General features: G+C 45.1%; 11 protein-coding genes and 1 other annotated feature. Of the genes, 6 read left to right on the top strand and 5 right to left on the bottom strand.

Annotated elements, in window-relative coordinates; all coding sequences use genetic code 11:
- Nucleotides 1–112: 112 nt before the first annotated feature.
- Both FC61_RS11195 and FC61_RS11190 read right to left on the bottom strand, forming a co-directional pair.
- Nucleotides 113–1,363, bottom strand: coding sequence for a replication-associated recombination protein A (locus FC61_RS11195; RefSeq protein ID WP_035465114.1), 1,251 nt, complete (start codon nt 1,361–1,363; stop codon nt 113–115).
- Nucleotides 1,364–1,406: 43 nt separating this feature from the next.
- On the bottom strand, nt 1,407–1,862 hold the full coding sequence (locus FC61_RS11190) for a YueI family protein (RefSeq protein ID WP_021742862.1): 456 nt from the start codon (nt 1,860–1,862) through the stop codon (nt 1,407–1,409).
- Between the two features lie 76 nt (nt 1,863–1,938).
- On the opposite strand from FC61_RS11190, the gene FC61_RS11185 reads away from it, so the two are divergent.
- The gene (locus tag FC61_RS11185; protein WP_021742863.1) at nt 1,939–2,538 is read left to right on the top strand and encodes a DUF1054 family protein; all 600 of its coding nucleotides are present in this window, start codon (nt 1,939–1,941) and stop codon (nt 2,536–2,538) included.
- 42 nt (nt 2,539–2,580) lie between these two features.
- Here FC61_RS11185 and FC61_RS11180 read toward each other — a convergent pair whose 3' ends face one another.
- The 3 genes from FC61_RS11180 to FC61_RS11170 all read right to left on the bottom strand — a co-directional run bounded on the left by FC61_RS11180 (nt 2,581) and on the right by FC61_RS11170 (nt 4,458).
- Nucleotides 2,581–2,916, bottom strand: coding sequence for a hypothetical protein (locus FC61_RS11180; protein WP_011668129.1), 336 nt, complete (start codon nt 2,914–2,916; stop codon nt 2,581–2,583).
- A 269-nt stretch (nt 2,917–3,185) separates the two neighbouring features.
- A complete protein-coding gene (rpsD, locus tag FC61_RS11175) occupies nt 3,186–3,791 on the bottom strand; it encodes a 30S ribosomal protein S4 (protein ID WP_021742864.1) in 606 nt (201 codons plus the stop codon).
- 199 nt (nt 3,792–3,990) lie between these two features.
- The gene (locus tag FC61_RS11170; RefSeq protein ID WP_011668127.1) at nt 3,991–4,458 is read right to left on the bottom strand and encodes a GAF domain-containing protein; all 468 of its coding nucleotides are present in this window, start codon (nt 4,456–4,458) and stop codon (nt 3,991–3,993) included.
- A gap of 189 nt (nt 4,459–4,647) precedes the next feature.
- Between FC61_RS11170 and ezrA the strand changes: the two genes are divergently transcribed.
- The 5 genes from ezrA (at nt 4,648) to FC61_RS11145 (ending at nt 12,533) form a co-directional block, all read left to right on the top strand.
- Complete coding sequence (ezrA, locus tag FC61_RS11165) at nt 4,648–6,378, top strand: septation ring formation regulator EzrA (protein WP_035465095.1); 1,731 nt, start codon at nt 4,648–4,650, stop codon at nt 6,376–6,378.
- A gap of 150 nt (nt 6,379–6,528) precedes the next feature.
- Complete coding sequence (locus FC61_RS11160) at nt 6,529–7,674, top strand: cysteine desulfurase family protein (protein WP_035465097.1); 1,146 nt, start codon at nt 6,529–6,531, stop codon at nt 7,672–7,674.
- 20 nt (nt 7,675–7,694) lie between these two features.
- Nucleotides 7,695–8,912: a tRNA uracil 4-sulfurtransferase ThiI gene (gene thiI, locus FC61_RS11155; RefSeq protein ID WP_011668124.1), complete on the top strand. Its 1,218-nt coding sequence runs from the start codon at nt 7,695–7,697 to the stop codon at nt 8,910–8,912.
- A 141-nt stretch (nt 8,913–9,053) separates the two neighbouring features.
- Complete coding sequence (gene tpx / locus FC61_RS11150; RefSeq protein ID WP_035465099.1) at nt 9,054–9,563, top strand: thiol peroxidase; 510 nt, start codon at nt 9,054–9,056, stop codon at nt 9,561–9,563.
- Between the two features lie 23 nt (nt 9,564–9,586).
- Nucleotides 9,587–9,800 (top strand) — a binding site (T-box leader).
- Between the two features lie 66 nt (nt 9,801–9,866).
- Nucleotides 9,867–12,533 carry a valine--tRNA ligase gene (locus tag FC61_RS11145; RefSeq protein WP_035465101.1) on the top strand — a complete coding sequence of 889 codons (2,667 nt, stop codon included), beginning with the start codon at nt 9,867–9,869 and terminating at the stop codon, nt 12,531–12,533.
- The last annotated feature ends 76 nt before the right edge of the window (nt 12,534–12,609 follow it).

The raw sequence follows: 12,609 nt of genomic DNA, 5'->3' as shown, positions 1-12,609 counted from the left end.
AGCATCTTGCGATCCCTAAAATGAATTACTTGTTCGGCAACTTGTAGTGAGACAACGCGTACACCTTAGAACTACTTGTATGGTAGCATATAAATATTAAAAATTCAATTTTTCAGTGTCGGTTAGCTGTGAGAAGTCGCTGGTATTGTTGCGCCAGTTGAGTTTCAAAGCGTCCGTTGGTTTTAGGGTGGTAATACTCGGCATTTTTTAGTGTGTCGGGCAAATACTGTTGTTTTACCCAGTCATTGGGAAAGTTATGTGGATACTTATAATCGGTCCCATGACCAAGTTGCTTGGCGCCAGCGTAGTGAGCATCCTTTAAATGATCGGGCACAGCACCGTTGTGACCATTTAACACGTCAGCTAAGGCGGCGTCAATGGCACTAATCCCTGAATCAGATTTTGGCGATAGACAGAGTTCAATAACGGCATCAGCTAAAGGAATACGTCCTTCGGGTAAGCCCAATTGCTGGGCTGCTTGCACGGCTTGGACGGTGCGGGCAGCTGCCGGGAGATTAGCCATGCCAATATCTTCATAGGCAATCACCATCAAGCGCCGGCAAATGGCCGGGAGATCGCCAGCAGCAACAAGTTGGGCGAGATAGTGTAGCGCGGCATCGGTATCACTACCGCGGATGGATTTTTGAAATGCGGAGATGACATCGTAGTGGGCATCGCCATCCTTATCACCCATGAGCGCTTTTCGTTGAAAACAAGCTTCAGCAACGGCTAAAGTGATATGAATGCGGTCGCCATCGGCCGCTGGAGTTGATTGGGCAGCTAATTCCAAACCGTTCAGCGCACTACGGAGATCGCCATTGGTGGCGCCGGCGATAAAGTTCAAGGCCTCAGTGTCTAAGTCGATGGGCAGCTTCCCCAGACCATTTTCGGTATCCGTGAGTGCGCGATGCAAAGCGACTTTAATGTCATCTGGTGTTAGCGGATGAACTTCAAAAATCTGAGTTCGGCTGCGAATGGCAGGATTGATGTTGATATAGGGGTTCTCCGTAGTTGCGCCGATTAGAACGATGCGACCACTTTCTAAGTGGGGCAACAGAAAATCTTGTTTAGTTTTGTCTAAACGATGGATTTCATCCAATAAAAGAATAACCGTCCCACTCATTTTGGCTTCCTCGGCCACAATCTGGAGATCCTTTTTTGAATCAGTCGCCGCATTTAGCTTCCGAAAGGCGTATTGTGTGGACCCGGCAATAGCGCTGGCGATACTCGTTTTACCAGTGCCAGGCGGACCGTATAAAATCATTGATGAAAGTAATTTAGCTGCCACCATGCGGGCAATGATTTTTCCAGGGGCCACGAGGTCTTGTTGACCGACGATGTCCTCCAGACGTTGCGGGCGCATGCGGTAAGCTAAAGGTTGTTGTGCCACGACGGGGACTCCTTTCTTAACGACCAAGCAACTTATCGAACCAGCTGGTCTTAGTTGGTGATGAGGTTGTCTCAGCTGATGATACTGGATATTTGTCACGTAGTGTAATGGGGGACTGATTAATGGCTTGATCACTAGCAACAACTAACCCCAGGTCACTGTCGTTAATGCCGTAGATGGCTTCTTCTCGAATGGTGAATTTGAGATTGTGTTGGCCAACTAACTTCAAGTAAGGGGCCAAATCAGCTTGGTCAATATGGCCGTTAAAAATGACTTGATAGTTAGGATGATCTGTAATTTCCGTAACAAAGTCGCTAATATTATCACGATTAGTGACCTCAGCAATCGTCATGGCAAGAGAAACACGTTCACGAAAAGTCCCGAGATATTTGCGCTGCTCATCGGGATTGATTTTTGGTGTGCCATACATAGCGGTTTGCAGGTGTTGTTCCATCGGTGTTTTTTCAGACATGAGTTTCCCTTCTTTTCAAGTTAGTTCTCCTAGTATAACATGGAACTGAACGAACGTTTAGAAAGGGGATTGGGATATGTATCAAGACCAAGATTTTCAAGTATTTGAGGATCAAACACTGGCTGGGCGACTCGGAAAAATCCAGAAACAAATTGATCCGAAATTTTTGATTACCGCTGGGGATTTAGAGCCGGTGTTAGCGGAATTATCTGTGCCCATTTATCAGCACGTCTCCCAACATCGACGGCGAACGAAGAATCCACCAACTGATACGTGGGTTGCCTTTAGCACATCCAAACGAGGGTACAAAATGTTACCGCATCTTGAGATTGGTTTTTGGGATGATCGCTTCTTTATCTGGTTGGCGGTTTTACAAGAAGCCAAAAATCGCCAAGGATTATTGGGGCAAGTCCAATTGGCTGATGTGTTAAATCTGCCGAGTACATTCGAATGTGGAAATGACCATACCGATAAAAATTGTGGTCAGCCGCTAACGTTGACCAATTATCAAGCACTGATGCGTGAGCAGGTTAACCGACACGCGGAGTGGCAACTTGGCCGTAATTTTATGCGTGGTAGTGATTTTTTCACGACAACGCCAGATGATCAGGCGGCTATCATTCGTGACACAGTGGTAGCGTTATTACCGATATACCAACAATTGATTGCTGATTAAATTAAAACCACCCGGTCTCTTTATTGACCGGGTGGTTTGTGACTAATAGTTGTTAAACAAGCTGGCAATCATTGAACCAATGAACACCCAATATAAAACAAAAATAGCAATTGCAATAATAAAGTTGAAAAGACCGGCACGGTTCCAAGTAGCTTGGACAGCTTTGAATGTTTCAACGTCTTGATAGTCGCCTTTTTGCCAAGCCCATTCATTTCCCTTAAAGCCAACAATGAAAATCCATACAATATTGAAGATTGGGATAATAGTGAGTAGTGGTAGATAGGTTTTGTTACCAATACCCCAAAATACATTGTACATAAAGGCTCCCCAGTTCCAGCCCTTGATTTCTTGTGGAGTGACTTTACCATTTTCTTGCATACGAACTCCTCCTCGTTTCTGATCAGCTTTTTCAGACATCAGTACTTGGTCAGATAATCCAGGCTAGTTTAAATAATCCACTATCACAGCTAAAAGTGTAGTAGCAGATAAATAAAATAGGGGGATTACTTTAATAGGTTAGCATAAGACCAGTAAATCGTGCAATGTCATTCGTCCAAAAACGTTAAAGAGTGGATGAAATACACTGATGATCATGAAAAAAAACACCCGCCAAATGACGGGTGTTTTTCCACCAGTTAAAATTAATCTTAACGGTTGTAGTATTCAACGATTAAGGAATCATCGAGTTCTGCATCGAGTTCTTCACGTTGAGGGAAGCGGGTAAGGGAACCTTCCAACTTGTCAGCGTCGAATTCAACGTATTGTGGACGACCAACAACGGCTTCAACAGCGCCCTTGATGATTGCCATGTCCTTGGATTTTTCACGAACAGAGATGACTTGGCCAATCTTCACTTCGTATGAAGGAATATCAACCCGTTGGCCATCAACGGTGATGTGACCATGGTTAACCAATTGACGAGCTTGACGACGAGTCGTTGCCAAACCTAAACGGTAAACCATGTTGTCCAGACGACGTTCGAGTAAGATCATGAAGTTAGTACCATGGGTACCTTCCTTGATCTTGCCGGCACGTTTGAACAAGTTGTAGAATTGACGTTCAGTCATGCCGTAAGTGAACCGGAGCTTTTGCTTTTCACGCAATTGCGTACCGTATTCAGATAACTTTTGACGACGACCTTGACCATGATCACCAGGTGCATAAGGACGACGGTTTAATTCTTTACCAGTGCCGGAAAGGGATACCCCTAAACGACGGGAAATACGCCAGCTTGGGCCAGTGTAACGAGACATAGATAGTTCCTCCAATAAATAAGTTATTTGGAGTAAAATAAGCTGTTTATAAGTTTAGTATTCGTGCAGGTTGCTTTGCAAGTTTCACCGTATGCAGCCGCAGGTTACTTCTTGAACCAATGTAACGGCAACAATCTGTTGACGAGCTTACCACTTATCGCTGCATTATTTTACACAACGACCAGTATAACCGGAAACGCTAGGCTTTGTCAATGTGTGACAGCAAAACCCGAGCAAATTCTTCTAAGACCTGTTGGTCAGCGGCTGTAAACCGGTCTTTAGTTGGTGAGTCAATGTCTAAGACGCCAAATTTCGTTTCACCAATGGTCAACGGAACTACAATTTCGGCATTGCTAGCCGAGTCACAAGCGATGTGCCCAGGAAATTGATGAACGTCGGCGATCCGCTGTGTGGTTTGCGTGGCTAATGCTGTGCCGCAGACACCGTGGTTATTTTCAATATGCACACAGGCGACATTACCTTGGAACGGTCCCAGAATTAAATCATCCGTTTCGGGCTGATAGAGGTAAAAGCCAGCCCAATTGATGTCTGATAAGGTTTGATTAAGTAACGCTGCGGCATTAGATAAGTTGGCCACCAGGTTTGTTTCTCCATATAATAGGGCATCCAACTGTTTGGTGATGATTGGATTTAGGGACTCACTCATTGTAAAGACCTCCAAAGTTTAATGTTTGAATCATTCAATTACACATAAAAACGGATAGAGAATCGTGAAAACCTAGTGAAGCCTAGGCGTGAGTTATGCTATAATCGAGGTTAGATTAAATTGTAAATTGAACCGGGCGATTTTGCAACTCGGATAAATGATGAAAAGCGATGAAGGATGGGGTCAATTATGATAGGTGTGCTAATTGGAATCGTGATACTAGCGATTGTCATTTACGTTGGCGTGCTGGTATACCAGCAACGTATCCGACGACAAGTGGCAGCGCTAACGACAAAAAAAGAATCCATGGTAGCCATCCCGTTAAAAGACGAGTTGGCATTGGTTGAACAATTAAGTCTAACCGGACAGTCCTTAGAACAGTATCAAAGTTTACAGACCGACTATGCGGACATTACCACGAATCGGTTTCCCCGAATTGATGAACAGCTCAGTCAATTGCTCGCGGATGCCCGTGGGGTAAATGTGCTTCAACTAAAGAAAAACCTTGATAAGGTAACCTTACTCGTTAACCAGACAGACGAGCTGGTTCAATCCGTCCAAGAAAAGTTGGCTAGTTTGCAAGAAGTTGATAAGCAGCACCGAGAGGCCGTTCAGCAATTAGAGCATAAGTATCAAGACTTACGAAAGACTTTGCTGGCCAAAAATTTTGCATTTGGCCCTAGTATTGATGGTTTAGAGGAACGCTTGGGTCAGTTAGAAGGGAACTTTGACACGTTCACCCAGTTGACCCAAGAAGGCGACCATGAACGAGCGGCTGACGTTTTAAGCCAATTACAAGATGATACGAAACAATTAGATGACCTAATTGACACGATTCCACCGTTGTATAAAGACCTGACTGTGGTTTTCCCCGATCAATTGAAGGAGTTAAAAGCCGGTTATCAGCAATTGAGCGCTGAACACTTTCACTTCGGCGATCAAGACATTGTGGCGCAAGTCACAGCAATTGAACAGCACATTCAAGAGAACTTGGCAACGCTTAGTGACCTTCGACCGGCAGATGCGCAGGTGGTCAACGAACGAATTGCCAAACAAATTGACCAGATTTATGATCTGATGCAAACAGAAATTGACGCTAAACAACCCGTTGAAAAAAACTTAGATGGGATTGCTAAGTTCATTGCGCATGCTCAGAATCAAAGTCATATGCTATTAAATGAACTGGATCGTCTCGGACAAAACTACACGTTAGATCATCATGAATTAGAAACGGCTCGCGAGCTTAATGAGCAGTTACGACACATTGATGGTATTTATCAACAAGATGTGCAAACGCTAACCGGAAAAACGGCAACGTACTCCCAGATTTTAGCGCATCAACAGCAGCAAGAAAAAGACTTGGAACAAATTGAGAAACAGCAAGCCGATATTTTGAAGAGTGTGGCGGGACTCGCTGATGAAGAACGTCAGGCTCGTGACACCTTGCAACAATTTGATTTTGATCTACATAGCTTAAGACGTCAGGTGGAAAATTTGAACTTGCCGGGCATTCCGCAATCTTACTTGGATTATTTCTTCGTGGTTCGCGATGAGGTGGCACAATTAGCAACGGATATGGACCAGCCCCAAATTGACATGGAACGTATTACGAAACAGCTATTGATCATTCAAACCGATTTAGACACCTTACGAGAGAAGACTGAAGACTTAGTGGACAGTTCCCAACTGGCGGAACAACTGTTGCAGTATGCCAACCGCTACCAAACGAGTCATGCCAATGTGGCCGAAGCTAGTCAAAAGGCCTCGGATTTGTTTGAACATCAGTACCAGTATGCGCAGGCCCTAGAAACAATTGCGACCGTTTTAGATGAAGTTGAGCCTGGGTCATACAAGCGGCTAGAAGATGCCTATTATCAACGTAAAGGAACGGATAAACCGCACCGTACAACTAAAGATTGATGGAAACGTGAACCGCTCGTTAGAGGGTTCGCGTTTTTTGTGTCGTTAACATTATGTGGCTCCCCCTTGTGGTTCACGACGTTTGTGTTTATAATGAGAAAGAATTTCTATCGGAGTCGAACCAATAGAAAAGAGATAAGAGGGTTCAGCATGATTTATTTTGATAATAGTGCCACAACTAAGGCAGCACCGGCGGTTGTGGATACTTATGCGAAAGTCAGTGAACGATATTGGGGTAACCCATCTAGTTTGCATAACTTTGGCGAACAGGCATTTAATCTATTGGAACAGTCGCGCCAACAGATTGCCGATTTACTAGGTGTTTCACTCAGTGAGATTCTCTTCACGAGTGGGGGAACCGAAGGCGATAACTGGGCCATCAAAGGAACGGCGATTGCAAAACGTGAATTTGGTAATCACTTGATTACAACCGAAGTCGAGCACCCCGCCGTGCACAACTCCATGGAACAGTTGAAGCAACTGGGCTTTGAGGTGACTTATTTGCCCGTTGATGAGAACGGCCGAGTTTCGGCAAGCGATTTGCGATCTGCTATTCGGCCAACCACGATTTTAGTGTCAACGATGGCCGTCAACAACGAAATTGGTGCCGTACAACCCTTGGCTGAAATTGCGGATGTGATGCGGGACTTTCCTAAAATTCACTGGCATATTGATGCCGTTCAAGGGATTGGTAAAGGACTACACGATCTGATCTTTAATGATCGGGTTGACTTTATCACGTTCTCGGGACACAAATTTCATGCGCCACGTGGCATTGGCTTTATGTATAAGCGCCAAGGTCGGACGATTGCCCCGTTGATGACAGGTGGTGGTCAGGAACGGGATCTACGTTCCGGAACTGAAAACTTACCCGCAATTGCTGCAATGGCTAAAGCACTACGGCTGTTGTTAGACGATGAAGCTACAAAAGTCCAGCAACAACAAGAGGTACGGTTAGCAATTCTTAACCACATCAAGACATTTTCACATGTCACGATTTTTTCTAAAGATTTACCGGTATTTGCACCACACATTCTGTGTTTTGCGATTGAAGGTGTTCGGGGCGAAACTATCGTCCATGCCTTTGAAGAACACGGGATTTATATCTCAACCACGAGTGCCTGCTCCTCTAAAAAACACGTTGAATCCAGTACATTACAAGCCATGAAGATTGATGATGGCATTGCAACCAGTGCGGTTCGCGTATCGTTGGATGAACACAACACGTTGGCTGAAGCTGAACAATTTAATCAAGTATTTGACGAACTCTATCGTGGGTTTGCCAAGTTACGCTAAACGACGAAAGGGGTCGCGCAATGGAATACAGCGAGATTATGGTGCGGTATGGCGAGTTGTCGACAAAGGGAAAGAACAAGAAAGACTTTATCAAACAACTCGGTCAAAATACCCGCAAAGCCTTGCATCAGTTTGACGGGATTGAAGTCAAAGCGCAGCATGACCGATTACATGTGACCTTAAATGGTGCTGATTCAACGGCAGTGATGGATCGGTTAAAGGGCGTCTTTGGTATCGAGAACTTTTCACCTTCCGTGAAAGTTGAGAAAGATATCGCGGCTATTAAAGCCACGGCTTTAGCGATGGTGCAGGAAATCTTTACACCGGGGATGACTTTCAAGATTAATACCCGGCGGCAAGATAAACAATTTGAATATGATACGAACCATTTGAATGACCTATTGGGCGGTTATATTTTAGAGAACGTCCCTGGCATTCAGGTTAAGATGAAGCAACCAGACTTAACTTTACGGGTCGAAGTCCGTCTTAATGGGGTCTTCTTGTCCGGCCAGACGATTCAAGGTGCTGGTGGATTACCAGTTGGAACTGGCGGCAAGGCAGTCATGATGCTATCTGGAGGAATTGATTCACCAGTAGCGGCCTATTACGGCATGCGCCGTGGCGTTAAGTTGGATATGGTTCATTTCTTCAGTCCGCCATATACATCTGAACAGGCACTCGCCAAGGCCAAAGAATTAACGGCTCGGCTAGCGGGTTACTCTGGGAGCATCCAGTTTATTCAAGTACCGTTCACGAAGATTCAAGAGACGATTAAAGAAAAGGTACCAGAAGGCTATCTGATGACGATTCAACGGCGGTTAATGTTGCGACTAGCTGCGGCAGTGGCTGAACGTCGGCACGCTAAAGGAATCTTTAATGGGGAGTCCCTGGGACAGGTGGCCTCACAAACGTTGGAAAGTATGGCAGCTATTAATGATGTCACATCGATGCCAATCCTGCGGCCACTATTGTCGATGGATAAGACGGAGATTATCAAGGTTGCCGAAAACATCGACACTTATGATCTATCGATCTTGCCATATGAAGATTGCTGTACGATCTTTACACCACCGGCACCGAAAACCCATCCAGATTTAGAGAAATCTCGTAAATATGAAAAATATATTGACGTGGATGGTCTGATGCAAGAAGCGTTAGACGGGATGATTATCACGGATATCCATCCGGACGATAACTATTTGAATCAAAATGAAGATGTCTTTGCAGAGTTACTTTAATCTGAAAGGAAGTTGACCAATGGTTGACTTCCTTTTTTGGTTTTTCCTGTCAAAACGCTTGTTTTTCACCCGTTAAATGCGCGATAATTAGGGCAACGATCGGTGAATGACCGATTAATTAATGTGAAGGGGTTGATCTGCGTGGAAGTTTCAGTGCGCGGCGACAAGATGTCTCTGTCTGGCGACCTGCCAGAAGTGGGGACACAATTACCAAAGTTTAAATTGTTTGATCAAAACGATACCAAGGTGAAAACGGCTAATTTAATCGGCAAAGTAGCCTTAATTAGTGTGGTACCTGACTTGGAAACGCCTGTTTGCACCATGCAGACGCGGAAATTTATTCAACAAGCGGATCATTACCCAGCAGCGAAGTTCTACACCGTTTCTAACAACACCATTGCCCAACAGACGGGGTGGTGTGCAGCAGAAGGTGTTGAAAACATTGATATGTTGTCGGATACTGAATTATCCTTTGGTTATGAAATGGGGTTATACATCCCCAATGCCGGAAACTTAGCACGTTCAATTTGGATTATTGATGATACCGGTAAGATTGTTTACCGTCAGGTCGTCAATGAGCAAACGGATGAACCTAATTATTTAGCCGCAATTGAAGCACTGGAAAAACTGGTTCCACGAGTTGACGTTTAGGTCAATCTTGAGTACACTAAGTAAAACTAGCGTTGAACAAGTCAGTAGCGTGATGACCGACCAATAGAGAGCTGGGAATGCTGGAAACCGGTGGTGGGGATGACGTGAACGTAGCTTGCGAGCTGAAGGGCTGAACTAATAGTAGGCCCTTTCCGGAGCACTCTCCGTTAACAAAGAAGTTAAGTGGGGCATAAATGCCCAATTTAGGTGGTACCGCGAAGACTCTTCGTCCTAATTGATAGGATGGAGAGTTTTTTTGTGCCAGCACACAGCGCTTCTACATTTAGAAAGGACTTGATTTTTATGGCAGACAAGCAAATTGATATGCCGACCAAGTATGATCCAACCGCCGTTGAAGCGGGACGATACCAAACTTGGCTAGACGAAGATGTCTTTAAACCTAGTGGCGACCAAAAGGCCAAACCTTATTCGATTGTGATTCCGCCGCCAAATGTAACTGGTAAGCTACATTTAGGCCATGCTTGGGATACGACATTGCAAGATATGTTAATTCGTCAGAAACGGATGCAAGGTTACGATACGCTGTGGTTACCCGGAATGGACCACGCGGGGATTGCGACTCAAGCAAAAGTGGAAGCTAAGTTACGTGAACAAGGTATTTCTCGTTATGACCTCGGTCGGGAGAAATTCGTTGAAAAGGTTTGGGAATGGAAAGACGAATACGCCGACACCATTCACAAGCAGTGGGCTAAGATGGGGCTGTCACTGGATTATTCTCGTGAACGCTTTACGTTAGATGATGGTTTATCAGATGCCGTTAAGAAGGTCTTTGTCACCTTGTACAAGAAGGGCCTTATTTACCGTGGCGAATACATCATTAACTGGGATCCCCAAGCGCGGACAGCTTTGTCTGATATTGAAGTGATTCATAAGGACGATAAAGGTGCGTTTTATCACGTTAAGTACCCATTTGCTAACCCAGACGACACGTTTAACGGTCAGCATTACATCGAAATTGCCACGACCCGTCCAGAAACAATGATGGGTGATACGGCGGTTGCGGTGAACCCGGGTGATGAACGTTACAAAGAATTGGTTGGTAAAAAGGTGATCTTGCCGTTAGCCGACCGAGAAATTCCAATTATTACCGATCAATACGTTGATCCTGAGTTTGGGACAGGGATGGTAAAGATTACGCCAGCACACGATCCCAATGACTTCTTAGTTGGTAATCGGCATAATTTGGAACGGATCAATACCATGAATGACGACGCCTCCATGAATGAGAAGGCGGGCAAGTATGCGGGCATGGATCGGTTTGATGCCCGTAAAGCGATGGTCGCTGATCTTGATGAACAGGGGTTATTGCTGAAAGTTGACCCAATCGTGCATTCCGTGGGGCACTCTGAACGGACCGGGGTACAAGTTGAAGCGCGCTTATCAACTCAGTGGTTTGTGAAAATGAAGCCATTAGCTGATGAAGCTATCAAGAATCAACAAGGTGACGATGCCGTTAACTTTGTACCAGAACGATTTGAAAATACCTTTACACAATGGATGGATAACGTCCATGATTGGGTTATTTCACGTCAACTCTGGTGGGGCCACCGGATTCCAGCGTGGTATAACAAGCAGACTGGTGAGGTCTACGTTGATACGAAGGCGCCTAAAGATATTGAAAACTGGGAACAAGATCCAGATGTCTTAGACACGTGGTTCTCCAGTGCCTTATGGCCATTTTCAACAATGGGCTGGCCTGATGAAGATAGCGCTGATTTCAAACGTTACTTCCCCACTAGTACTTTAGTAACGGGTTATGATATCATCTTCTTCTGGGTTTCACGGATGATGTTCCAAAGTCTTGAATTTACGGGTAAGCGACCATTCAAAAATGTTCTCCTTCATGGACTTATTCGTGATGAAGAGGGCCGCAAGATGAGCAAGTCCTTGGGTAATGGGATCGATCCGATGGAAGTGATCGATAAGTACGGTGCCGATGCTTTGCGGTGGTTCTTGTCAACTGGTTCAACGGCTGGCCAGGATGTGCGGTTCAGTTACACCAAGATGGATGCTGCTTGGAATTTCATTAATAAGATTTGGAATGCCAGCCGCTTTGTCATCATGAATCTGGGCGATAAGACGCAACCCGTTGTGCCAGCTGCTGAAACTTGGGATTTAACCGACAAATGGATTTTAAGTCGATTAAACGATACGGTTAAGCACGTTACTGAGATGTTTGACAAGTTCGAATTTGGTGAAGCCGGTCGCGCTTTGTATAACTTTATCTGGAACGATTTTTGTGACTGGTATATCGAAATGAGTAAGGAAGTCTTAACGGGTGATGATGAAACGGCTAAGGCCAACAAGCAAGACCTGTTGGCTTACGTCTTGGATCAAACGTTACGCTTACTGCAACCGATCATGCCGTTTGTCACGGAAGCGATTTGGCAAGCGATGCCACATGATGGGCAATCGTTAGTAACGGCAGCCTACCCAGTCGATCATCCTGAATTTACGAATCCAACGGCGGAAAGTGATATGACGAGTCTGATTGACTTGATTAAGGCTGTGCGAAACATTCGAGCGGAAGCTAACGCCCCAATGTCCACACCAATTGACCTTCAGATCAAGACGAGTGATGCGAAGCTACAGGCGGTCTTTGAAGCCAACAAAGACTATATCGATCGGTTTGTTCATCCTAAAGCGCTGGAAATTGGCGCTGATTTAGTCGCACCAAAGCTGGCTATGACGTCAGTGATTACGGATGCTGAAGTGTCCGTACCTCTGGCTGAATTGGTCGATTTGAATGACGAAGCCGCTCGGTTGGAAAAAGAAGTTGCGAAGTTCACGGCAGAAGTGCAACGGGCTGAAAAGAAGTTGGGCAATGAACGATTTGTTGCCAACGCTCCCGAAGCAGTGGTTGCTGGTGAACGAGAAAAGCAAGCTGATAACCAAAAGAAGTTAGAAGCAACGCAGCAACGATTAGCTGAAATTAAGCGTCAACTGTAAGCTTAAATAAAACTGGATTGGGTCGTTTCCACATCGGAGACGGGCCAACCCAGTTTTATTTTGGGCAAAATCTGCT

The sequence above is a fragment of the Levilactobacillus brevis ATCC 14869 = DSM 20054 genome (genome assembly GCF_001433855.1).
Lineage (GTDB): Bacteria > Bacillota > Bacilli > Lactobacillales > Lactobacillaceae > Levilactobacillus > Levilactobacillus brevis.
Note: the sequence above shows the minus strand (reverse complement) of the source record. Positions and strands in the feature narration are given on the sequence as shown.